The 25,284-nt window shown below is 46.6% G+C and carries 14 protein-coding genes; 4 read left to right on the top strand and 10 right to left on the bottom strand.

The annotated features are described in order from the left end of the window. Positions 1-218 precede the first annotated feature (218 nt). The 4 genes from NIAKO_RS15880 to NIAKO_RS15895 all read left to right on the top strand — a co-directional run bounded on the left by NIAKO_RS15880 (position 219) and on the right by NIAKO_RS15895 (position 4,897). Complete coding sequence (locus tag NIAKO_RS15880; protein ID WP_014219470.1) at positions 219-2,162, top strand: SPFH domain-containing protein; 1,944 nt, start codon at positions 219-221, stop codon at positions 2,160-2,162. 226 nt (positions 2,163-2,388) lie between these two features. Then, positions 2,389-3,744 (top strand): MFS transporter, encoded by a 1,356-nt coding sequence (locus NIAKO_RS15885; RefSeq protein ID WP_242675454.1) that lies wholly within the window; start codon positions 2,389-2,391, stop codon positions 3,742-3,744. Between the two features lie 75 nt (positions 3,745-3,819). Next, complete coding sequence (locus tag NIAKO_RS15890) at positions 3,820-4,278, top strand: nitrogenase component 1 family protein (RefSeq protein WP_014219472.1); 459 nt, start codon at positions 3,820-3,822, stop codon at positions 4,276-4,278. Positions 4,279-4,447: 169 nt separating this feature from the next. Continuing rightward, positions 4,448-4,897 carry an EthD family reductase gene (locus NIAKO_RS15895; RefSeq protein ID WP_014219473.1) on the top strand — a complete coding sequence of 150 codons (450 nt, stop codon included), beginning with the start codon at positions 4,448-4,450 and terminating at the stop codon, positions 4,895-4,897. On the opposite strand, the gene NIAKO_RS15900 is transcribed toward NIAKO_RS15895, so the two are convergent. From NIAKO_RS15900 to NIAKO_RS15945, 10 genes are all read right to left on the bottom strand, one after another. After that, positions 4,889-6,178, bottom strand: a complete 1,290-nt coding sequence (locus NIAKO_RS15900; RefSeq protein WP_014219474.1) for a GNAT family N-acetyltransferase — start codon at positions 6,176-6,178, stop codon at positions 4,889-4,891. The genes NIAKO_RS15895 and NIAKO_RS15900 overlap by 9 nt on opposite strands. A 327-nt stretch (positions 6,179-6,505) precedes the next feature. Then, positions 6,506-8,434, bottom strand: a complete 1,929-nt coding sequence (locus NIAKO_RS15905; RefSeq protein WP_242675455.1) for an OmpA family protein — start codon at positions 8,432-8,434, stop codon at positions 6,506-6,508. A gap of 150 nt (positions 8,435-8,584) precedes the next feature. Then, positions 8,585-9,610 (bottom strand): PorP/SprF family type IX secretion system membrane protein, encoded by a 1,026-nt coding sequence (locus tag NIAKO_RS15910; RefSeq protein ID WP_014219476.1) that lies wholly within the window; start codon positions 9,608-9,610, stop codon positions 8,585-8,587. A gap of 17 nt (positions 9,611-9,627) precedes the next feature. Next, entirely contained in the window at positions 9,628-13,320 is a 3,693-nt protein-coding gene (locus tag NIAKO_RS15915; protein ID WP_014219477.1) for a T9SS type B sorting domain-containing protein, read from the bottom strand. 268 nt (positions 13,321-13,588) lie between these two features. Further along, positions 13,589-14,215, bottom strand: a complete 627-nt coding sequence (locus tag NIAKO_RS15920) for a response regulator (RefSeq protein WP_014219478.1) — start codon at positions 14,213-14,215, stop codon at positions 13,589-13,591. Between the two features lie 3 nt (positions 14,216-14,218). Further along, positions 14,219-17,224: a ligand-binding sensor domain-containing protein gene (locus NIAKO_RS15925; protein ID WP_165761255.1), complete on the bottom strand. Its 3,006-nt coding sequence runs from the start codon at positions 17,222-17,224 to the stop codon at positions 14,219-14,221. Between the two features lie 223 nt (positions 17,225-17,447). Then, a complete protein-coding gene (locus tag NIAKO_RS15930; protein ID WP_041346820.1) occupies positions 17,448-18,599 on the bottom strand; it encodes a glycoside hydrolase family 76 protein in 1,152 nt (383 codons plus the stop codon). 29 nt (positions 18,600-18,628) lie between these two features. After that, complete coding sequence (locus NIAKO_RS15935) at positions 18,629-19,933, bottom strand: NHL domain-containing protein (protein WP_014219481.1); 1,305 nt, start codon at positions 19,931-19,933, stop codon at positions 18,629-18,631. A 51-nt stretch (positions 19,934-19,984) separates the two neighbouring features. Further along, positions 19,985-21,850 carry a RagB/SusD family nutrient uptake outer membrane protein gene (locus tag NIAKO_RS15940; protein ID WP_014219482.1) on the bottom strand — a complete coding sequence of 622 codons (1,866 nt, stop codon included), beginning with the start codon at positions 21,848-21,850 and terminating at the stop codon, positions 19,985-19,987. 26 nt (positions 21,851-21,876) lie between these two features. Continuing rightward, the gene (locus NIAKO_RS15945) at positions 21,877-25,278 is read right to left on the bottom strand and encodes a SusC/RagA family TonB-linked outer membrane protein (RefSeq protein ID WP_014219483.1); all 3,402 of its coding nucleotides are present in this window, start codon (positions 25,276-25,278) and stop codon (positions 21,877-21,879) included. Between the last annotated feature and the right edge of the window lie 6 nt (positions 25,279-25,284).

The following is a 25,284-nucleotide window of genomic DNA, read 5'->3' on the forward strand; positions in this document are numbered from 1 at the left end:
AATAAATACTGGTTAAGCGACTGTTAATCGACGGGGAGGGAATGGTAAACAAATGTTAAAGGGGTTGGGGCGGGAATAAAAAATAATTGACATCGGGCGTAATAAATTCTTCAGCTAGCTACTAACGATTAAAAACAATCCGGTAGCTGCGTATATTTGACTTGTAATATCAGTGACCTGAAAGTAGCATGCATTTACCCCTAAAAAACAAATAGAAAATGGCAAGTTCTCTCCTGGTTAAGTGGGCCCTGATCCTGGGTATTCCCCTATTGATCTTTTTATTCTACAAACTTATTCTCCGTGTATTTTTTGGATTGGTGATCGTTCCTGAAGACAGGATCGGCCTGGTCACCAAGAAGTTCGTTCTGGTGGGCAAGCAAAGCCTGCCCGAAGGACGCATTATTGCCACCAATGGCGAAGCCGGTTTTCAGGCCCAGACCCTGGCGCCCGGCGTTTACTTTGGCAAATGGTTCTGGCAATACGCCATTACCTTCCAGCCTTTTACAATCATTCCTACCGGAAAAATAGGCCTGGTGCTGGCGAAAGATGGCGCTGAACTGGAAACCGGCGCCATACTGGCCAGAAGAGTAGCCTGTGATTCCTTCCAGGATGCCGAAGCTTTTTTGACGAATGGCGGCCGCAAAGGCCGGCAAACGGCGATCATTACCCCGGGTTCTTACCGGATCAACACCCTGCTGTTTGAGCTGGAGATTACTGATATGATCAGCATTCCCGATAATGCGGTTGGTATTGTGACTACGCTCGAAGGGAAACCCCTCGACGAAGGACAGATCGCCGGCAAGATCATCGGTGAACACAACAAATTCCAGGATGTGGACGGATTTCTCAATAATGGGGGTTACAAAGGCTTGCAGGAGCAGGTTATTCTTGCCGGTTCTTATTTCCTGAACCCTTGGTTTGTGAAAATGGAAATGGTAAAGATGACGGAGATCCCCATCGGACACGTAGGCGTAGTGATCAGCTACGTAGGCAATGATGGCGTTGACCTGAGCGGCGTGGAATTTAAACACGGGAATATCGTTGCCAAAGGAAGTAAAGGCGTTTGGGCAGAACCTTTAGGCCCCGGCAAATACCCGATCAACCCTTTTATTCTGAAAGTGGAACTGGTGCCAACCACCAACCTGGTATTGAACTGGGCGGCCGCCAGAAGTGAAGCGCACCAGCTGGACAAGAACCTTTCTACGATCACCGTACGCAGTAAGGACGGTTTCCCATTCAACCTGGATGTGGCACAGATCATTCACATTCCAACAACGGAAGCCCCCAAAGTAATTGCCCGGTTCGGGAATATGGTAAACCTGGTAAGCCAGGTACTGGAACCTACTATCGGCAACTACTTCCGTAACTCCGCCCAGGACAGCGATGTAATCGCATTCCTCGGTTCCAGAAAGGAAAGACAGGAATCTGCCCGTTCACACATCGGCCACGTACTGGAGCAATACAACGTCTTTGGGGTAGACACCCTGATCGGGGACATAGTTCCGCCCGAAAGCCTGATGAAAACATTGACAGACCGCAAACTGGCCGAAGAACAAAAAGTAACTTACGAAACACAGATGAAGGCGCAGGAAACCCGGCAAAGCCTGGAAAAAGAAACAGCCATCGCCGAGATCCAGAAAGATATCGTAAAAGCCGACCAGGGCGTAATAATAGCAGAACGCATCGCCGATGCATCGGTGAAAAAAGCAACTGGTGACGCCAATAGCGTCCGATTGCAGGCCAATGCGGAAGCAGACCGGCTGAGACTTCTGGCAAGTGGTGAGGCGGAGAAAACACGTTTACTGGCGAAAGCCGAGGCCGAAAAGATCGAATGGATCGCCAAAGCCGATGCAGAAAAGATCTCATTGACCGGTAATGCCGAAGCGGAGAAGATCCTCGCCATTGGTAAGTCGTCCGCAGAATCTTACAAGCTGGCAGTAGAAGCCATGGGCGGTGGTAATTTTACCCAATTAAAAGTGATGGAAGCGATAGGCACGCAGCAGATCAAGATCATGCCCGATATCCTGATCGGTGGTGGCGGAGACGGCACCAATGGACCTATCAACGGCCTGTTGGGACTGCAATTACTGGAACAGCTTCGTCAACATGCAGCCAATGGCAATAGTGCCGACGGAACAACCGGTAACATCGAGAATAAATAAAGACCAGGAACAAACGAGATATATAAACATAAAGGCTGTCCTGACCGAATCGGGGCGGCCTTTTACTTTTATAAATGTGGCCGGGAAAGCACGAATTTTCCTGAAAGCAACGCGTTTATTAGTCAAAACGACACACTTATAGCATAGTTCCTGTTTTTAAAGAATGGTTATAGCCTGGATGAACCGGATGAAATGGTGAAAGGTAATTGGGAAATGAATATTTACATTGAGAAAAAACGTGTATGTAGTAAGGTATTTGTTTTATATTGAGCCTACTACAAATATGAACGCCACCAATTTTGAAAAGCACGATACGGTAAAACGGCTGAAAGCGATCTTCACAGGTTCCATCGGTAACCTGGTTGAATGGTACGACTGGTACGCCTATGCCGCCTTTGCTTTATATTTCGCACCTGTATTCTTCCCCAAAGGTAACCCTACGGCTCAGTTGCTGGATACTGCAGCCATCTTTGCAGTAGGCTTTTTGATGCGGCCTGTCGGTGGCTGGTTATTTGGCAGTATTGCAGACCGGACAGGACGAAAAACGGCTATGACGCTTTCTGTTCTGCTAATGTCGGCAGGCAGTCTTATGATTGCGCTGGCCCCTTCCTTTGCTGCTGCCGGGGTGCTCTCCCCCATCATCCTGCTTACGGCCCGGTTATTACAAGGACTTAGCGTGGGTGGTGAATATGGCACTTCCGCTACTTATTTAAGCGAAATTGCCACGGCCGGAAAACGTGGTTTCTATTCCAGCTTTCAGTATGTTACCCTTATAGGCGGCCAGTTGATTGCGCTGGGTGTACAAATGTTGCTGCAAAAGGTATTTCTTACTTCTGAACAGCTTCACGACTGGGGCTGGCGGGTCCCTTTTGTAATAGGTGCGGTACTTTCATTGTTTGCGCTTATCATCCGCCGGCATATGCAGGAGACAATTGCAGTGGAGAAAAAGGATGCAAAACGTGGATCGGTAATTACGTTATTAAAAGAACATCCGCGTGCCGTGCTTACGGTGGTAGGTCTTACCATGGGTGGCACCCTGGCCTTTTACACCTATACCACCTACATGCAGAAGTTCCTGGTAAATACAGTACACCTCAGCAAGGAACGTTCTACCCAGCTAACCTTCTGGTTAATGCTAGTATATGCGTGTATGCAACCGTTGTTCGGGATGCTGAGCGATAAAACAGGCCGTAAACCCATCCTCCTGGGCTTTGGTATTCTGGGCAGTATATTCACAGTGCCTATTCTTACCGCCATCAGTCATTCAACCACTGAGTGGGCGGCATTTTTCCTGATCTTAGCTGCGCTGATCATTGTCAGCGGCTATACTTCCATCAACGCAGTTGTTAAGGCAGAATTATTTCCGGCTGAAGTAAGGGCGCTGGGAGTAGGATTGCCTTACGCGCTTACCGTGGCTATCTTTGGGGGTACGGCTGAATATATCGCTTTATACTTCAAGAAAACCGGCCATGAGCCCCTGTTTTACTGGTATGTTACCGGATGTATCTTCATCTCCCTGATAGTATATGCTGTTGTAAGAGATACAAAACACACTTCTCATATTGATAAAGAATTGTCTTAATCATTTGACCGGCAGTGAAAAAACTATATATTAGCGCGGCTTTCTAAAAAAATTGCCGTAAATCTAATTTTCCTTATGAGCACGATCACTTATTTTACCCTTTTGTTATCTTTTTTTTCTTCAGTAGGGTCCGGTCCGTCAACCAAAACAGCGCATGATCCCCAACCAGCTTACGGATGCACTACCTATTATGATGCTGCGCTTAAATTAACTGTATATACCGGTGTGGAAAAAGACCCGGAATATCCAGGCGGCGCAGATGCATGGGGCCGGTTCGTAAACAAAAATCTCAACGAAGCGAACCTCGATGCTAATGTAGATTGCAATGTCAAAATTAAAATGATTGTTGACTCTGCAGGAGCGATCAGGAAAGCGGTGGCCATACATGGCACTACGGAAGTAAAAGACCTGAACGCCAATGAAAAGGAAGTAATACGCGTTTATCTTAAATCAGGCACCTGGGTTCCGGGTAAATGCGGTGGAAATAACGTAAACACAGAATTTGTGCAATCATTTACCCCCTGTATCAAGTAAAATAATTGTTGTTGGTAAAGGGCTGTTTCAAGGTAACTTGAGACAGCCCTTTTTATTTGCATACTACTCAAAAACTTAATAAAAAATAGATAGCAATTCAAAATATGTGAGTTTACCAGGTATAAACGAAAAAGTTTCGCCACATTTACCTGAATTAAACCCAATAATTATGGCCACCAAACTAAGATTCGTTTTGCTGATCCTCGCCTTTACAGGTCTTACTAATTGCGTAACCGCTCAACAGAAACACTCCCCTGCACCGGAAGCCGGCATGTTTAAAGTGACAATACTTTATCCTAATGGGGATGACAAAACCTTTGACATGGACTATTATGAAAAGAAACACATGCCGATGGTAGCTGGTTTTATAGGTAAAAATTTGAAATTTTATGAAATCGACAAAGGCATATCAGGCAGAACACCCAATGACAAAGCTCCTTATGTGGCTGTAGGCTATTTTTACATCACTGATGTTACCGAATATAATAAAGCCATAGCACAAAACAGGGATGCCATTATCAGTGATTTTAAAAATTACACAAATATTCAGCCCATTATACAAATCAGCGAAATAAAACACATCCGGGTGCTCTCCGGCGGCACTGATGATCTAAGATGATTGGTAACCTTTAATAAGCGCTACGATTTCCAGCCTTTCCATGTGATACGCCCAGCCCAGGGCTGGTGCATTCCAGGTACTGTCTTTTATGGAGAGGTCAGGATGTGCTGTTAACGCCAGTTGCGCCAGCGCCACATCATTCCTTTCTGCTGCTATGTGTAACAAGGTTGCGTTGTGTTCACCATAGCGTGCGTTTACCTGGTCCGGTTCTGCAGCTAACAAGGCAGCAGCGCGTTCTTTCCAGCCCAGGTCCCAGGCATCCAGTACGCCCAATGGAATGCCCAACGTTGCCAGGTGCTCTGCAGCTGCAGCCTGTTTACAGTGTGTGGCCAGTTGCATCAGCGTCATCCGGTTGGCTAATGGAGTATTCAGTTGCTCTGCTGTGACCTGCCGGCTCAGGGTATTGATACTATTTATGTCGCCACGGCCTACGGCTTCTGCCAAGGATATCAATTCCGGTGACGGCGGATGTGTTATATAATTATCGGCCATCAGCCACCACGTTAATCCATCCCCCACCCATTCAAATCCAACCTGATTATACATACGCCGCCCGGTACCATTCAAAATTGCATATTTGTAGCCCTGCTGTTTGGCAAATAAACAAGCGGCAGTAACCACGGCCTTGCCTACACCTTTATTCCTCGCTTTAGGTATTACCCCAACATTGTATAAGCCGGCAACCCCATAAGGGCCTGTAGTAAGCAATACACAACTGTGGCCAACAATTTCACCATCCATTCTGGCAATAAACCGTTGCGCGCGGTCGGGATAGCGTTTCATCAAAGCGTCAGATACGGCGCCATTGTCGCCGGCATAAGGCAGGTCTTTTACCTGGCTGGTATTGGTGTTATTGTCAGCCTGCACCTGCAGGTTTCCCGGTTTAGGGTAACCGGTAATGATAGTATCCAGGTCCAGCGCCATCCAGCAGGGCTGCCAGCCGGGTTGAAAGCCACGGGCCAGCAGTCGAACGCCCAGGTCTGCCGGTTGTGAGGGCGAGAGTGACCAGCAACCAACCCCAACAGCCGCATGCGCGCGATACCAGTGCATCATTTCATCCAATTGCGCACCGGCATCCTCGCTATTCAATTCAGGAAATCCTACATTGCCATTCTTTTGCCCGGGATTGAAGGTCCAGGTTAATCCATTGTTTGTTATTACCTCGCCGTTTTGGGCCCTGGCATTTAATGCAAACAACTCAATGTGGTTATAAGCTGCAGCCTGTTGTAGTTGTGATGGTGTAGCTTGTTGTAATGAATCTGCTAAATATGCATTGTCCACTTTCAGGTATTTTATAGGCCTTATAAAGATAGAGAAATGACAGGTTACCTAAATTAAATCTGTCGCTTCATGACAATTAAGGCAAACATTTCAGTAAACAGAGGGTGGCAAGCATTTTCATCCATGCAAGATACAATTAAGACAACCATCAAAGCGCCGGGGCAACATCTAAAAGAGAAACAGAAATAGACACCCTGAACTTTGCCATTGCCCGGGCTGCAGGCGATCTCCCGGTGCCTGCTACCGCATTGTTGGGAAAACTGGTTAAACTCAAATCCGATTTAACCAGGATGTAATATCCTGAATATTACAAAATGTTACCAGCAGTTATCCCTTCGTTATATTGATCAACGCCCTTCTGTTACGACTGCGGCCATCAGGATTATCGCGGCCATCGATTAATTCCAGTTCAAGCGGACAACAGGCTCCGAATGATTCAAAAGTAATGCGACTGGCTTTTATTCCTTTGTGAATGAAATACCGGGCACATGACCTTGCACGCCGGTCAGAAAGCTTCTTATTGTATTCCTCGGTGCCTTTGCCATCTGTATAGGCCGAGATCTGGATGGTTGCGGAAGGGAACTGCGCCAGTACAAGGCAAACCGAATCGAGCTTGTTCTCAGCCTCTGATTTCAGCTTGCTCTTGTCAAAATCGAAATATACAATAACTACATTCTCTACACTTAAAATGATTCTTTTATCAATGTACATATCTGTGTTGGCCAACTGGTCGGTGAACAGACTCACTTCAGCAGTATCATTAATTTTCACGACATCAGCGGTATCTTTATAATATTGTTTGGTAACAGAGATCCGGTATTTGGAATAATCATTATGGATGGTATCAAACAAATAGCTGCCTTTGTCATCCGTTTTGGTTGTCCAGGTTTTGCCAGATGGGTCTGTTAACACAATAGTAGCATCAGCAACGGGGGCATTGTCCTTATGATCACGTACCAGCCCGGTTAACCGTTTGTTCGCGGATGATCTTTTAATAAGATAATTTTCAAGGCAACAGCCGGTGCCCCTGTCCGAACCAACAATGGCCCTTGCCAATAGTGCTGAATCTTCAGGAGCAAAAAAGTAAATATCATCTCTTGATGAATTAATTGGATAACCCATATTGCGCGGTTCTCCCCATGCCTTATCACTACCCCTCACCCAAAAAAGGTCGTACCCGCCCATGCCCGGGCGTCCGTTGGTAGCAAACACCATCGCACCGCTGCTGGTATGGTAAAACGGCGCCTGCTCATCACCGGCTGTATTTATTCCCGGGCCCGCATTAACAGAGCTGCCGGCACTTCCATCTTCATATATCTGCGCATACCAGATATCGAATCCACCTGATCCGCCGGGACGGTCTGAAGCATAATATAAATATATTCCATCCGCTGAGCAAAATGGCTGCTTGCTGCTATACCCGTCGATATTAACCCCGGGCAATAAAACCGGCCTGGTCCATCCACTATCGCCATGTTTAACGATGTAATAAATATTAGAAACTATGCGGCCCTTATCCTTTTTCCATTGAGTAAAATAAATCCGATTACCGTCGGCAGTAAAGCTGGCCACCCCCTGGTTATCTGCGATTCCGGCAACCGGTAAAACAACGGGAGTCAGCTGGTCGAGACTATCGTTTTTCAACGTACCAAAAAACATCCGGCTTGTATGCGGATTTCCCCCTCTCACTTTGGCCGTGTCGGTTTTTGTACTGCTTACCAGGTACCTGTTGCTGCTTACCGCCCTTACTGCAAAAGCACCTTTTTCAAAGCTGCCGGGTGTCTTTATTTTTGAGCTGGTTACCTGGCCGGCCCCGGACGCCGCCAATTGACTGCGTATGTATTGCAACGTTTGCAATTCTTTTTCAGCCGCGTCTTTAAACTGGCCGTTTGTTCCGGCAGTGCTTAAATATTTGCGTAAATTTTCTTCCGCCGCATCATAATTTTCCAGGCTGCGTTCACATACAGCACTCCAATATAAGGCATCATTATTATCAGTACACTTTTTGTACGCCGAGTCGGCTTTTATCCAATAATGGGCAAGCCGGTAGCTTTCTGCCTCTTTATAAAGAATGCCCGCCCGGGGTCTGTTTTGAACACCTTCTGCAGCGGTGCCTTTTTTAGCATAGGTTGTAAATGTACGTGCGTTTATATTCCGCTCTGATGTTTTCAGATATTGCTCATACAAATAGGCAGCCGTATAATATTCACCGGCCTCGAAATACTGATCGGCTAATTGTAACGGGCTTTTATGCACAACCTGTTGACTTCGTAACGGCAGCCAACATATGCCGGCAACCAGTAAACCAACAAATCTGCCGGCTAAAGGTCTAAACTTAAATTGTAAAAATGTACTCATGATTAAATACTCAAATGTTTAATTTCTAAAACCGCTTCAACCCGGATTTTAAAGCCTTGCACAACGAACAAAATCTACAATACTCTTTGTGCCCGACCGTTTTATATAAGAAAGGGAGAGCTCAAAACTGTTTACGTTCTTCGTCAAAGGCCTTAATCCCGAAGCATTCGCGTCGTAGCTTAACCCGACAACAAAATTCTTATAATCAATACCTACATAAGGGGCTATGGCATCATGAACGCGGTAATATCCGCCCAGCATAAAATCAGTCTCTTCATCTACATTTATCTGCCCGTAAAAACCAGCCATTGCTTCGTATGCAGTACCCTGGCGCATATACAGCACATGCGGAATTATTCTGACATTTGATGATAAATTAAAACTTACCCCGGCATGCATGGAATAGCGGACAGGGATCCTGTTGAGGTCTGTATTATGGTCAGTGACGATTGGATCTTTGGGCCTGTTTAAATGATAGGCCGAAAAGCCACCGAATAAATTACATTTCTTTTCAGGAGAAGCATCAAAATAAAGTATACCAGCTCCTATATCGGGAACAAGGGAAGACGTTCTGGAAAACGTTTGAGTAGTGGGGTTACTTTCCTGGTAACCGGTGATAGGATTCCATTGGTCGCCCCATTTGAATTTTGAGGGATTGACCCGTCGGCTTATAATACCGCCCTGGAGGGCCATAACAACACGCTGGTTAAAATCTTTTCCGAATTTAACCCCGGTGTAGGCATAAGAACCGGATAAAGTAAGGTAGTTAAACCCTCCATCACCGGCAGACTGGTTAAAAACGTTTATACCCAGTCCGGCATTTTTATTGGTACGTGTATCAAATGAAACCCCAATAGTGCGATACGGACTACTAAGGCTGCCCCACTGACTGCGAAAAATGGCAGATGCCCTGTAATCGCCATCGGCGCTGCCTGCAAGCGCAGGATTGATATACAGGGGATATGTATAATTCTGCGTAAAATGCGGATCTGTTTGGGCAACTGCTTTAACAGCAGTTATCATTAACAAACAGGCCGCCAACCGGCCATATCGGTTGATGTGTTTGTTCTTCATATTCAGGATATTGTTTTTTATCGAATAAGTGTAATAGAACCTTTCATTCTAACATTCCTCCCATCCTTCAATACAGCCCTGAGCACATACAAATAAACGCCCACAGGCTGAGCGTTGCCCTTGTATTTACCATCCCATCCCTGATTCGTACTACTAAGTGTTATAAGGTGTTGACCCCACTGATTGTAAATTTGCATCTCAACAGAAGCGATATAATTTCCATAAATAAAAAGCTGATCATTCCTTCCATCGCCATCCGGAGAAAATACATTGGGTACAAAAACATCTTTGGCCAAAGGAAGCACCGTTATCTTAAATGATTGAACTACGCCGGCACAACCGTTTGTGAAGGGGACCGTAGTAATGATTGCTTTAAAAGCCGTATCGGTCATATTGGTTGCCCTAAAAGATGGGATTGAGCCGCTGCCCGAAGCAGCCAGGCCAATTGCAGGGTTTGAATTATTCCATTTTATGGTGCCCGCCGGATCGTTCACTGAAAAATTATAGGACGCCACAACAGTACCGTCATATACAGTGGTATCTCTCATTATACTAATAACAGCTGGCTTGGGATAAACCTGGATGGTTAAGGCCGATGCATTGGCACACTGCCCTGTATCAGGAGTAAATGTATAAGTGGTAGTTGTTGTATTGTTCAATGCAGGCGACCAGATGCCTGTAATAGTTTTAGCATTGGTAGATGATAAGGGCAATGCCTGCATGGCCGCTCCTGTACAAATTGGCGCCACCGCAGGGAACGAAGGCGTTACTTTCTGGTTTACTGTAATAGTTAATGTTGTGGAGGTGGCGCACTGGCCGGCGGTTGGCGTAAACGTATACGTAGTAGTAACTGTATTATTCAAGGCCGGAGACCACGTGCCGGAGATGCCATTGTCGGATGTTGTGGGCAGGGGCGCCAGCTTGTCGCCTGAACATATTGGCGCTACAGCCGTGAACGTGGGCGTTATATTTGGGTTAACCGTTATAGTCATTGTGGAGGTGGTGGCACACTGACCCGCCGATGGCGTAAACGTATACGTGGTAGTGGCTGTATTATTCAGGGCTGGTGACCAGGTACCCGTGATACTATTATTGAATGTGGTGGGCAAAGCGGCCAGCGATGTGCCGGAACAGATGGGCGCCACAGGAGTAAACGTAGGCGTTACATTTGGATTGACGGTGATCGTTAAAGTTGTTGTATTCGCGCACTGACCTGGTGCCGGAGTGAATGTATAGGTGGTAGTTGCTGTATTATTCAGGGCCGGTGACCAGGTGCCTGTGATGCTCTCATTGGAGGTGGTGGGCAGGGGATTCAGCGTTCCGCCGGAACAGATGGGCGCCACTGCCGGGAACGTTGGCGTTACTTTCTGGTTTACGGTAATAGTCAATGTGGTGGTGTTTGCGCACTGACCGGCAGTTGGCGTAAACGTATACGTGGTAGTGGCGGTGTTACTCAGGGCCGGTGACCACGTGCCTGTGATGCCCTCATTGGAGGTCGTGGGCAGGGCTGCCAGCGTAGCGCCGGTACAGATGGGCGCCACTGCCGGGAACGTAGGCGTTACCTTCTGGTTTACGGTTATAGTCAATGTGGTGGTGTTCGCGCACTGACCCGCAGTTGGCGTAAACGTATACGTGGTAGTGGCGGTATTATTCAAGGCCGGTGACCACGTGCCGGTGATGCCCTCATTGGAGGTGGTGGACAGGGGGTTCAGCGTTCCGCCGGAACAGATGGGCGCCACTGCCGGGAACGTTGGCGTTACTTTCTGATTTACGGTTATGGTCAATGTGGTGGTGGTAGCACACACGCCTGCTGATGGCGTAAACGTATACGTGGTAGTGGCGGTATTATTCAATGCCGGAGACCAGGTACCCGTGATACTATTGAATGTAGTGGGCAAAGCAGCCAGCGATGTGCCGGAACAGATGGGCGCCACAGGGGTGAACGTAGGCGTTACATTTGGATTTACCGTGATCGTTAAAGTTGCTGTGTTCGCGCACTGACCTGGTGCCGGTGTGAATGTATAGGTGGTAGTTGCTGTATTATTCAGGGCCGGAGACCAGGTGCCTGTGATGCTCTCATTGGAGGTGGTGGGCAGGGGATTCAGCGTAGCGCCGGTACAGATGGGCGCCACTGCCGGGAACGTTGGCGTTACTTTCTGGTTTACGGTTATAGTCAATGTGGTGGTGTTTGCGCACTGACCGGCAGTTGGCGTAAACGTATACGTGGTAGTGGCTGTATTATTCAATGCCGGTGACCACGTGCCGGTGATACTCTCATTGGAGGTCGTGGGCAGGGCTGCCAGCGTAGCGCCGGTACAGATGGGCGCCACTGCCGGGAACGTTGGCGTTACTTTCTGGTTTACGGTTATAGTCAATGTGGTGGTGTTCGCGCACTGACCGGCAGTTGGCGTAAACGTATACGTAGTAGTGGCTGTATTATTCAATGCCGGTGACCACGTGCCTGTGATTCCCTCATTGGAAGCGGTGGGCAGGGGGTTCAGCGTTCCGCCGGAACAGATGGGCGCCACTGCCGGGAACGTTGGCGTTACTTTCTGGTTTACGGTAATAGTCAATGTGGTGGTGGTGGCACACACGCCTGCTGATGGCGTAAACGTATACGTGGTAGTGGCGGTATTATTCAATGCAGGTGACCACGAACCGGTAATGCCGTTGTTGGAAACAGTTGGCAGCGCTGATAAACTGGTTCCCGCACAGATCGGCGCTACGGCATTGAATGTCGGTGTGCTATTTGGATTAACGGTGACTGTGTATGTGGTTGTTGTAGCACATTGACCGTTATCGGGTGTAAACATATAGGTTCCGCTGGTGGTGTTACTCACCACCGCAGGGCTCCAGGTACCTGTTATTCCATTGGATGAACTGGCAGGCAAAGTTACAACCGTAGCGCCTTCACAGATAGAAGCGCTTGTGCCGAAAGGAAAAGTGGGTACGATATTCGGGTTCACAGTAACGTTAAAGGTTGTGCCTTCTACGCATCCGGGTCCGGTTGCGGTAAAAACATAGGTGCCGGATTGAGTAGGATCAACCACAGCCGGCGTCCATGTGCCCGTAATGCCATTGGCAGATGTACCGGGTAGCGCCGGCACGGTACCGTTTCGGCAGATCGTAAGGGATTTTCCAAACGAAAAGGCGGCTGTCACTTTTGGTATTACAGTAACGCTTAGGGAAACTGGTATACCACAGGTACCGGCTGCGGGGGTAAAGGTATAGGTGCCCGAAGCCTGGTTATTAATAACCGTTGAACTCCAGGTGCCATTTATACCATTATTGGATGTTGCCGGCAAGGCAAGTGGTGTAGTGCCCTGACAAATGGAAGCAAAAGAAGTGAAAAGAGGAACAGCTATCGGATTCGACAAGACGACACCTGTTAATACCTCTTTTATACTGCCGTTAAAATCAAAAATAAAGTTATTATAAATACCGGCATTCAATCCCGTGATGGTTAACTGCCCTGTACCAGTTGATGTAATAGTTACAGGACCTGTTGCTACGCCATCATCATTATAGGTTACCTGGTACGTTGTGTTGGGCTGCAGTCCGCTGAATGAAATTGATCCTTCGGAACCATTACAGCTCGATGGGTTATTGCTAATCAGCAATACAGGATCGAAGCTGGTTTCTGCCCATACATAATTACACCAATGTGCAATAATCAATAAAATAATTAAGGGTAAGGGTTTACGTTTCATTTTTTCAGGATATTAGATTATCAGGTAACGGATTTTTGTTATGGGTTACAGATCATAGACGTGTAAAAATGAACAGTTCCCGGAAACTGTTTCATAGTATTACTTGGATATAGATAAATTATTAATTGTAAGTTGTACACCACCTCTATAACATTACTTCAATTTTATATCCATGTAGTGGTTGTAATGCCGCCGGAAATAGAAAAGGCAGTCTTAAAAAATTAATTTAAGACTGCCTTTTATCATTATAAAAAATTTGTCCTGCTACTTATTGATTGAACAGCTGTACCGTTTTGATGAGTTCAACAACATTCGAAACATCTAATTTCTGCATAACATTAGCCTTATGCGTACTAATGGTTGAAATATGCAGGGAGAGGAGTTCGGCAATTTCCGAAACATTTTTTCCATCCACCAGGTGATTCATGACCTCAAGCTCCCTGCCGGTAAGTTGATCAAATGGAGAGCTTGCCTGGTTATCTATATCCTCCAGGGTTAGTATATGCTTCATATCAGACCCCAAATACCTTCTATTGCTCAGGATGGCCGCAATACCAAGCCTGATCTCTGATGGCTCAGCTTCCTTATTGATAAATCCTTTTACGCCCAGGGCCAGGTATTTTTTGGCATAAACACCCACCTGGCTCACTGTAAAAATCATCACTTTCTGGTTGGGCCTAAGGGTAAATATGTTTTTCAACAGGCGAATTGAATCAGTCGCAGGCATCGTTATATCCAAAACAACCAGGTCGTATTCTGTACCCTGAACTTTATTCCATACACAATCGCCATTGCTGCATTCATCTATTTCCGCATCTGAGAACTCCTCTTTTATTATAAGGCCAAGTCCGGATCTTACTACATGGTGATCATCTGCCAGTAAAAATTTTTTCATACGCTAGCTGTTATTTTCAAAAGTTATGGTTATTATATTTCCACGGTCATCGCCCGGAACTATGTTGAGTGTGCCCTGTAACCTGGCCAGGATTTCAATAATGATCTTGTACCCCCACCCCATGCCGTGTTGAGAAGGATTATAACTTTTATCAAGAATACGTGTTACCAGTTCCCTGTCCATGGTATCGCCGGCATCGGTAATAATGATCCTGGTAGTGAATTCATCCGTGACGGCTTCAATTGTTATAAATCCTCCACAGGTGTATTTATTGGCATTGTCGGCCAGGTTTCTCAGCACCAGGTTTAACAGGCTGGCATCTGTATTAAGTGTAATAGATGACGGTACCAGGTTGTTAAAAGTATTTTTTTGAATATGAGCGCCCACTTCACATAAAGAGATAATTTCACTGACAATTTCCCGCAGCACTACGTCTTGCCGGTGAATGACAAACCCCTCTTTTTGCATATTGGTAAACACAAAAAAGCCCTGGGTAAAATCATATATTTCATTGGTTGCATTATCGAATTGAGACAAGAGATTCGATAGTTCCTTATCTTCTGATGTTTTATGCTTATTGTACATTCGCCGGGCTAAAATATGCAGGAACCGAAGCGGCGACCTTAGATCATGCAGGATGGCAGAGATCATTAACTCTTTTACCTTATTGCTCTCGGATAATTGCCCGGTTCTTTCATCTACCATTTGCTGCAGCAATTGCGCCCTTTTTACCTGGTAATTATACCGCAACCTGAAAAACAATAAAAATGCGCCTATTGCCAGCCCGCCCAACAGGCATTTGAACCACACCTGTTCATACCAGTAAGGAAGTATGGTTAAATGGAATGTACTATAGGTATAGCGCGCATCCGGATTCTGGCTTCTCACTGAAAGCGCGTAATTGCCGCTGTTCAGGTTTGTAAGAATGAGTTTCCCGTCATCAGGCACAGGATACCAATTATCGTTCAATCCCTTTATAGTATATTCAAGGTGTAAGTTGAACCTGTTGCCGAAATAAGGAGTTGAAATTTCAAAGACCAGCTGATTGGAATCCCTTGTTAACTCCAGTTTATTTTTCACTGGCAGTCTTTTATCGTTTGCCTGTAAAAGATCCACAAAAATTGGGTTATCGGGCAAAATGATGTGTACGCTATCGGGATTAAAACGAACCAGCCCATCCAGCGATGGCAACGAAAAAAAATTATCCCTTGTTACAATACCACAGGGCGTACACCTGCCATTAAATTCATTGGTACTAAATCCATACGATTTATCTACATAGTAATAATACACCTGCTGCTGCCGGCCGGCAGCATAATTATCCAATTCCTTTTTTGCCACCCTGAACAATCCCCTGTTGGTGGGTATCCAGAAATAACCCTGCCGGTCTTCCATGAAACAATGAGCGGTAACAAGGCTCTTCCTGGAGTCCATGGGCATCTTGATGAAACGATCCTTATAAAATTTATAAATGCCCTGCCCGTAGGTGCCTATCCAGATACTGCTGTCCTTTGCTACGTAGATAGTCTGTATAGCCGCTTTTTCAAGGCCACCAACCGGGCGCAATCCCGCGCCTTCGCGGGAGCCCGATAAATCATAAGTAAATAAACCTGCTGAAGTCCCAATCCATAAATTATTTGGACTCACTTCCTTCAACGTTTGAACCTCTGTTTGCATAAGGTCGCTCTCATTCAGTAAAATAGTATCTGCTGTTCCGTGCCGCCTGAATACCTGGTGCTTATTGCTGTAGATGATATCTTTATTATCCCGTTCAATAATTCCGGTAAGATAATGTCCCAGTGGTTTCAGGGTTTCAAAAGAGGTAAGATGAATGTCGGTTCTTTTTAAGGAATCAAATTCTGATAGCCAGATGGACCCGTCAGCCGCCTGCAGCCATGCCTGTTTGCCGAAACTGTGTGTATCTGGGAAAAGAACATGACCGGTATTGGAATAGTTGAGGATGCCGGTTGGAGTGAGGATGCGGGAGCCTGGCAATTCAATCTGCAAAGATTGGCTATTGGCAATAAACCTGGTATCGTTAAAAAAAAGACGTTCAAATTCATGCAGCTTCAACACATACAACCCGTTTGTAATGGTACCTATGTAAAGCGCCTGGTAACCTTCGTCATAGATCATGCATTTAATATCTTTTACAGGAATATCAGCTGCCAGTATTTTATAGTCTAAAACATTATAGACCATTCGAAGCTGCAGGATGGTATCATTGCATAGCATGAGCGTGTGGCGGCCATCTCTCCTTGTTTTTAAAGAAGCCTGAACCGGATCGGGGTTTACAGCGGCAGCCCTTCTGAAAAACAAACCCAGGTTGGCAGCATATGTGATATTGCTTTGTAATATCCCGTTTTTGTATGCATATGCGCGATATTGATCATCTATAAAAAAATAAAACCCGTCTGTTATAAATTGAAGCTTCAGCTTATGGCCGGTAATTTCGCGCAGCTCCTTCATGCTGCCCGTGGTTTCATCGAGAAAGTAACAAACACCGGCGTCATAAAAGTAAGCCTGCTGTTCATTCACCGTAATGGGTGCATAGCTGGTAACCAGTTTATCAAACAGTTGTTTATAGGCAATGCCATATTTCCTGTAAATATTATTATAAAAAAACAGGTGGTTATTGGATGTAACGAACTGGCGATGGGGCATAACGGAACGAACAGGATCCGTCACGATTTGATAATCATCTGTAAGCGTCAAAATATGGGCGGTGTCAAAAACCGGTTTAAAAAATAGCCGGTCTGTACCAGGCTCTGTTTGTGGCAGGGAATATTCATTCCACAGTAAAGCCGCACTGTTCTCCGGGTTATATTCCCTGAAGTTTTTACCATCAAACCGCAGGATACCCCATTTGGTGGCAAGCCAAAGAAATCCATTTTTATCAAAGGCCATGCTATTGATACTGTTCTGCGGGAGGGCATTATCGCTGTTGTAATTGGTGATACTATAGCCCTTTGTGAGAGGCTGCCCTTTTGAGGTCAGTCCCAGCAACAAGCAACATAAAATGAATAACAGTGGCCTTAAGCGGTGGCGAATCATGGGCGTTAATCGGGTCAGTTAAGTGTTCTAACGACGGTTAAATATTATAATAATTCATCTTACAGAAAAGATTTCGGACATATTTTTCAAAAAACCATATAAAACATAGACAGTAATCAAAACAGAAACGCCCTGTAAATCAATGTTTACAGGGCGTTTATACAAATACAAACAATAGCTATTTTTCCGGTGGTATTACCTGCATCAGGGCAGGAATGCTGCAGGCATCGTAACAGGAAACAGGCGCCCCTGCAGTTGGTGTGGATTTATAATCTTTTCCCATTAAGCCAGAAGTACTACTCCTGTTGCCATATGCGGTATTGATATTTTTCCGCAGCCAGGCCAGGTAACCAGGTTTATTGCCGTCTTCAATGAGCCGGATCATATACTGCGCCAGGATCGCATTGTACACGCCCTGTTCTTCGCCGGTTTCAAAAGATAAGATGCCATTTGCATCGCACATATATTTTTGGGTATAACCGGCTGCCAGCACCGCATCGTTTAAATAGGCAACATCTTTGGTTTGATTATACAGCATCACCGCGGCGCCGATAAAACTGGCCTGGTTATAAGTGTGCAGCGTCCAGTTGGTGGGGTTGTTGTCGACCTTATGATCGGCCACGCGCCCATTAGTTGCATCAAACAAATTGGCTCTTGCCCAACCATATACTTCCTTTGCTTTGGCAACATAATCCGGGTCCTTTGTAATATTATACAAAGTCATGGCGCCGATAATGGTGGGGAAATTAATGCAGGCGGTTTTCCCGCGCTGGTGCCAGTCCCACTCCATACCGCCGGTTGAATCATGCGAACCTTTTCTGCCCATCGCCGCATCGCCATTCCACACGAAGTTGAATCCTTCTTTCGCATGGTCCAGGAATTTTTGCTCGCCTGTTGTTTCATACCCTCTTCCCAATGCAATGATCCACCACATCATATCGTCCCAGATAAACCATTTAGAGTCGTCCCGCCAGTTATAATTGTTGTATTGCCCGGCATTTCCGTCATAAATATCTTCTATCAGTTGCCTGTATCTGGCATCCTGCGTACGCTTCCAGGCATTCATCGCCATATCGAAATAAATGGCCTGGGTCCAGATAGCGCCTATGCCACTTTTATCCGAAGCCCGGTAGTAGATCTTTCTGTTGGGATCGAATAAATACTTATTGAAATCATTGTACGCAGAAGTGGCGTCGTTCGCCGTATACGATACCTGCTGCGGTGCAACCGGGCCGCCCGCAGGTGGATTGTCATTACTTTTACCGCACGATAACAACGTGATGCCCAATAATACAAAAACCGCTTTAAGGCAATATACCATGTGTTTCATTATTTGTGGTTATAAGAAGTATGCTATCGTTATTCTACCGTAATTTTTCTCACCCTGTTGTTGGCCATATCCAGGATATACATATTGCCATTTTTATCAACCGCTATCCCGGTAGGACCGTTAAATCGAACGCTGCTTCCTGTTCCTTCGGCATAACCGCTATCGCCTGCACCCGCAATAGTGGTCACATTCCAAACATCGGGAGTGATCATGCGAACGCAGTTACTGTTCCGGCCTTCGCCCAAACCGGTTACGTACAAATTGCTTTTGTTGTCCATGGCTATACCCCAGGGATTATTGAACCGGGCAACCGTGCCGATACCGTCAACCCAACCAGATTGATGATCCATCCCGGCAATATCGGCGCCGTTATCAAAAGCATCGCTGCTGGCGTTATAGACGTATTTACGCACTGTTTGCGCGTCGTAATGGGTAGCATAAATATTGCCTGCACCATCGATGGTGATGGTACAGGGCAATGAATAGTTGATGACTTTTGTTACCGTACCATTTTTCAGGGTATAAATACCGTCGCCATAAAAATCTGACCAGTAAACGGCGCCGGTGGTTTTATTGATGGCTATGGAGGTGAGTTCGTTACCGCCATTACCGCTGCTGTAGGCATGGGTTGACACATTACCATCTGGTGTGATCTTCCTGATACGCCGGCCGTTCCTTTCAGCTACGTACATGTTGCCATTTGCATCCATGGCTGTAGCGCAGGGATTATTGAATTTCGCACCCGATGCAGGTCCTTCGTTATAGCCGTTCTCGCCCGTACCTGCAATGGTGGTTACCGTTCCGTCGGGCGCTATTTTCCTGATGCGCTGATTACCGCCATCCGGAACATATACATTCCCGATATTATCTACCGATAACTGGCAACGTACACCGGCAAAGTTGAACGAGGCGTTTGCGCCTTTTCCATCGGCAAAGCCTGCATTGCCTGAACCTGCCAGGGTGGTTACCACATAAGAAAACAGGTATTTAAAATCAGTAGTGCTGGCGCCGGTATTTTTACCAATGGTAACCACTACCGGTCCGGTACCCGTTTTCTGGGTGAGGTAAGCCATGATCTGGTTTTCCTTCGCGCCTGCTACTTTCAAAGGCACTCCATTAATGGTAACCTGGATCTGTGCCGTATCGGAAGAAAAATTACTGCCATTGATGAGCACTTCGGTACCTGTGGCGCCTTCTGTAGGCGTAAAGGAATTGATCACGATGGGTGCGGATGCATTATTGGTATAACCACCGTTATCCTTTTTGCAGGCGCTTACACCCAGCGCCATGGTAAGGGCGGCGAATAGTATATTCAAATTGATTTTTCGGAACATAGTTAAAAAAATTAGCCGTTCATAATTTATTGCAAGCCATTGGTGCCGGTTTTACCACCCGGTATTCTGTACCAGTTCCACATCGTTGCTTATCTCGGTTTGCGGAATCGGGAACAGGTAATGCTTTTTCCTGTTAAACACCCTTGTTTCAAACGATTTCAGGTTATAAAAACCCGCTTCGGTGGTGGCATCGATATCGAGGCCCCACACCGGACCGTTCTCTGTTTGTTCAGCTATCTTCCACCGGCGTACATCGAAGAAACGGCTGTTCTCGAATGCCAGCTCTACCCTGCGCTCTCTGCGAATGGCATCGCGCATGGCCGTTTGGCTGGCAGGTACAGGCAATGCATTGGCGCCCGTACCGTATTGAGGAATGCCAGCCCTTTCCCGGATGAGGTTGAGATATTTAAGTATCTCGCCCAGGTTGGCGGCATAGTCGGCTTCATTTAAACACTCCGCATATCCCAGGTATATTTCAGCCAATCGCAAAAGGATCAACTTATGATCGTTGCCGTTACCCCATGCACCGGTACTCATGGATTTGCGTGCCACATAACCGGTTACGGAATAGTCGCCACCGCTGCCATCGGCCTTTTTACCTGAGTTGCCTCCTCTGAACATTGTGGTTTCAACGGGATAAGTTGGATTGAGCCAGTTACTGCGGTTATAGGTGATATTGACATAAAAGCGGGGTTCACGGTTCACCCATTGGTTGAACGTGCTTTTTGAGCCGAGAGAAGTGTTGCTGGAAGGAGCTTTGAAATCGGTGAATCCGGTAAGCTGATAACCCGAAGCGGCATTTACTACCGGCGTGCCATCGCCATTATATCCTAATACCGGGCTCATCCCGTTCGCCATAAAAAAGGCGTCCACCATTCCTTGTGTAGCCGACAAACCAGTGCCTCCTTTTACGTCACCGCTGGCTGCGCCATCGTGGCGCGGTGTCAACTCATATTGTCTTGAATCGACAGAGCCTTTACGTGAAAAGATCACTTCCACATTCCAGTCTTTCAACAGTACGTCCCTGCAACTCTTATACGGATCGCCGTCATCAGATTTATACAGGTTGTAGGTAGCAGGCACAAACGCAGTGATAAAGTCTTTATAGGCGCCGGCCGCTGTTTTCCATTTATTCACATCTGCCGATTGAGCAATCAACTGTTTACCATCTTTATTTTTTAGTGCCGCGTAATCAGTATTGCCATTGAACAGCGGACTGGCGGCATACAGCAGGGTCTGCGCCTTATACGCAAGGGCAATGCCTTTTGTAATATGTCCGTAATGGGCATCGTCGTCGGGTGTTACGGGCAGGTTGCCGGCTGCTGCCGTTAGTTCGGATGTTATAAAATCAACACATTCATCCACGGAGCTGCGGGGTATCTGTAAATTCATATTGGGATCAACAGGATTCTGCCCCATCAACACCACCGGACCATAAATCCGGATCAACTGGTAATAATAAATGGCCCGCAATGCCCTTGCTTCTGCCTTGTAACGGCTTTTCAGTTCATCGCTCAGGTCACTGATCTTATCTGCGTTGGCAATAAAGGTGCTGGCCCCCTGAATGCCCTGGTAGTAATTGGTCCAGTAAGTTTTCACAAAATCGGAAGTAGCGTCCCAGGCGCCGATGTTCAGGTTGTTGGAGCGTACAAACCCCCACAGGAACTCGGCCTCATCGCAACCTCCCGTCCAGATGCCGCCATTATTATAACTGTCGCTGGCATCGTATTGCCCGCCACCTCTTTGACCAAATTCATCTGGCACATGTGAATAAACATTGTCGAGGAATTTATTCGCAGTTTGCCAGCTTTTGAAAATATCTGCTCCCGACAACTTATCATCCGGTACTTTATCAAGATATTTTTTGCAGGAGGACATCGCCGCTACTGCAAAAAACAGGTATATGAATTTGCGCATATCGTTATACATTTTAAAAGTCAACACTAGAATTTCAGGTTAACGCCTAAAGAAATGGTCCTTACATTGGGATAACTGATCCCGTTATCTGTATTCAGCTCAGGATCCCATAATTTAAATTTGCTGAATGTAAGCAGGTTGATGCCCTGCATGTAAATGGCCGAATTCTTGATTCCCCAGCCACGCAATATCGCTGCAGGCAGGTTGTAAGAGAGCATGGCTGTTTTCAGGCGCAGGAAGCTCACGTCTTTTACCCACCATGAGCTGGCCCTTGTGTTGTTAAAATTGCGGTCTTCGCCATAAGCGAGGCGCGGATAAAAAACATCCTGGTTCGGTTTGTCAACCGTCCATCTGTTGAGCGCTATAGCATAGGCATTGGAAGCATCGGAGGCATTAAACGGCATAATGGCCCTTCCCTGCAGCATTCTGTCGGCATTGTCGATACCCTGGAACAAAACACCCGCCTGGAAATTTTTCCAGGTAACATTGAAGCCAAAACCAAACACCATCGAAGGCACGTCGCCATGACCGATCTTTGCCACGTCATTGGCATCTATCACGCCGTCGCCATTCAGGTCCTTATATTTAATATCACCGGGTAATACCTTCGATTTGTCGCCGGGAACCGCACTTTTGTCTATCTCACCCTGATCAGCAAACAATCCTTCGGCAATATATCCGTAGCGGGCCAGTGCGTTGTCGCCCCTGTGCTCCAGCCAGGGATAAGCCTGTGGCGGCATATCGTTTTCCACCACTTTATTCTTACTATAAGTAAAGTTGCCGCGGATGTTCAGGCCTACTTCTCCTATGCGGGTATTGTATTCCAGTGTTGCATCTATGCCCCTGTTGTCTACAGCACCCAGGTTACCCCAGAGTTGCTTCTGCAATCCGTTGAATGCAACGGCCGATTGTCTTTGCATAAAGATGCCGGTACGCTTTTCACTGAAAAGGTCAACGATCAAAGACAATTTATTACGCATGAATTTCGCTTCAAATCCCAGGTCTTGTTTCAGCGAGGTAGACCAAGTCATAACAGGCACTGCGTAATCGGTTACCACAATACCGCCTGCATTGTTCGTGGTGCTTCTGCCAAAATCATAGCCAGTGGCGCCATCACTCACTTCGGTGATATAAGCAAAGCGGCGTGAACCAGATGTAATAAGACCCAGGCCCGATTTACCATAAGAATACCTGAATTTCAGGAATGATATGGCATTTAACAGCGGGTTGAAAAACTTCTCATTCGATACCAGCCAACCCGCGCCAATAGCCGGAAAGAATCCGAAGCGGTTATTGGGTGCAAATAATTCCGATCCATTGTAACCGCCGTTGAATTCCACAAAATAGCGGTCATCATAGGAATAAGTCACCCTGCCTGCCAATCCCATTAAACGCGAGGGAATGGAACTGGTGATGTCGCCGGCAAAAGCATCCGTTTTACTGCTGGCATAGCCCAGGATCATACTGCTCACCCGGTGCAGGTTAAAGTCCCGCTGGTAATTAATAGCGCCTTCCACATACGTCTGCCTGTTCCCGCCGTTCGATTTATCAAAACCAAGGTAAGGCTGGGTACTCGTCCAGGTTCTTTGCAGGTTCAGACTGCCATCGGCTTTATGCGGATCATTTTTATCTACGGTGTAAGTATCGTCTCTTTTGAGCCTTTTGATCGTGAGCGAGCTGTTTGCATCGAATGCCACCATAGCCGTAGCCGACAAACCTTTTGTGATCACCCCCAGGTCCTGCGTAAGGCGCAGGTTGGAATACAGCTGGTTCTGGTTTTCGGTCCGGTACCCGTTCCGGGTCAATTGCGCATAGGGGTTAATGGAAGCGCCGTTGGAGGTAATACCGGGAACAATACCGCCGGGATACATAATCGGGTACATCACAGGCGTTGCAGCCATGGCGCTCGCAAAGATGGTGGAAGGGTCTTCATAGGGGGCGTTCCTTGTTGAAAAATACCCCATCACCCCTACTTCGGCTTTGGTGGTATTGGTCAATTTCATATTCAACTTGGTGGTTACATTATACCGGTCGTAATGCAGCTTGCTGTTGTACTGGGCCATATCATCGGTCTTCAAAAAGCTGCTCTCGCCAAAATAGGCGAGCGATACATAATATTGAGCATTGTCAACACCACCGCTTACATTGAGGTTTGCTTTGCGGGTATGACCTGTTTGATTGAAAACCGCATCCATCCAGTTAACATCCGGATATACCAGCGGGTCCAGTCCGGATGCTGTTTTATCGATGTATTCCTTTGTATACATAGGCGCCTGGTTGCGGGTAGTCAATGCTTCGTTCACCAGGTTCATATAATTGATGCCATCCAGCATCTGCGGTTTCTTCGTGAAGGTGTTCAACCCTTCGCTGTAGTCAAAATAGATCTGCGGTTTGCCTACTTTACCTACTTTGGTTTTTATGAAAATGACGCCATTAGCGCCACGAACGCCATATACGGCGGTACTGGAAGCGTCTTTCAAAATGGTGAACGATTCAATATCCTCAGGATCGATGGTATTGATATCGCGCTCTACCCCATCAACCAATATCAATGGAGAAGAAGAGTTACCGAAGCTCGTAGCAATGCCTCTGATCCAGATATCGGCGCTGCTTTTACCAGGCTCGCCCGAGCGTTGTACCCCAACGATGCCCGATACGCGGCCTGCCAGCATCGTGCTTACATTGGCCACCGGCTGGTGCAATTCCTCTACGTTTACCGTAGACTGCGCGCCCACAAGGCTGATCTTTTTCTGTTTTGAACCAAAACCCACCACCGCTATTTCGGCCAGGTCTTTACCTACACCTGGTTTCATTTGCAGATCGAGGGTGGTACTGTTACCTGCTGCCACTTCGGCGGTAACATACCCCACATAACTGAATACCAGCACCGCCTGTGGTGATTCTACCAGTATTTTGTACCGGCCTTTCGCATCGGTCGACGTCATGGTAAGCGTGCCTTTAACGGTTACATTCACGCCTGAAAAAGGCTGCTTGTTTTCGTCTGTTATTGCACCCGTTATCATGATCTCATTATTATTTGTAACAGCAGCGGTGTGGTAAATAAGATCATCCCGCTTTTTCGAGATTACGATCACCTTGTTCACCTCAGCATAACTCAGGGGTTTATGCTGCAACAGTTTTTGTACTACCTTTTCCAGGTTTTCTTTTCGAACCACAAAGCCTTCCACCTGGTACAGGCTCAGCAATTGCCGGTCATAGGCAAATGCCACCCGGCTGGCTTTTTGTAATTCACTAATGGCGGCATCGAGCGACCCACCTTTGAATTGCACCGTTACGGTCGTATTTTTCAGGATCTGGCTTTCTGCTACATGTGCATACAGGTTCAGCGAAGCCAACGGAACTAAAAAAAGAAACAGCCACACAGCAATATGCCTTTTTCTCTTTTTAATGGCAAGCAGTCGTTTCATACAGTT

Source organism: Niastella koreensis GR20-10, assembly GCF_000246855.1.
GTDB classification, from domain to species: domain Bacteria; phylum Bacteroidota; class Bacteroidia; order Chitinophagales; family Chitinophagaceae; genus Niastella; species Niastella koreensis.

Coding starts and splice junctions, on each gene's coding strand:
- NIAKO_RS15880 (WP_014219470.1), top strand. CDS start 219: ATGGCAAGTTCTCTCCTGGTTAAGTGGGCCCTGATCCTGGGTATTCCC.
- NIAKO_RS15890 (WP_014219472.1), top strand. CDS start 3,820: ATGAGCACGATCACTTATTTTACCCTTTTGTTATCTTTTTTTTCTTCA.
- NIAKO_RS15895 (WP_014219473.1), top strand. CDS start 4,448: ATGGCCACCAAACTAAGATTCGTTTTGCTGATCCTCGCCTTTACAGGT.
- NIAKO_RS15910 (WP_014219476.1), bottom strand. CDS start 9,610: ATGAAGAACAAACACATCAACCGATATGGCCGGTTGGCGGCCTGTTTG.
- NIAKO_RS15915 (WP_014219477.1), bottom strand. CDS start 13,320: ATGAAACGTAAACCCTTACCCTTAATTATTTTATTGATTATTGCACAT.
- NIAKO_RS15920 (WP_014219478.1), bottom strand. CDS start 14,215: ATGAAAAAATTTTTACTGGCAGATGATCACCATGTAGTAAGATCCGGA.
- NIAKO_RS15930 (WP_041346820.1), bottom strand. CDS start 18,599: ATGAAACACATGGTATATTGCCTTAAAGCGGTTTTTGTATTATTGGGC.
- NIAKO_RS15935 (WP_014219481.1), bottom strand. CDS start 19,933: ATGTTCCGAAAAATCAATTTGAATATACTATTCGCCGCCCTTACCATG.
- NIAKO_RS15940 (WP_014219482.1), bottom strand. CDS start 21,850: ATGCGCAAATTCATATACCTGTTTTTTGCAGTAGCGGCGATGTCCTCC.
- NIAKO_RS15945 (WP_014219483.1), bottom strand. CDS start 25,278: ATGAAACGACTGCTTGCCATTAAAAAGAGAAAAAGGCATATTGCTGTG.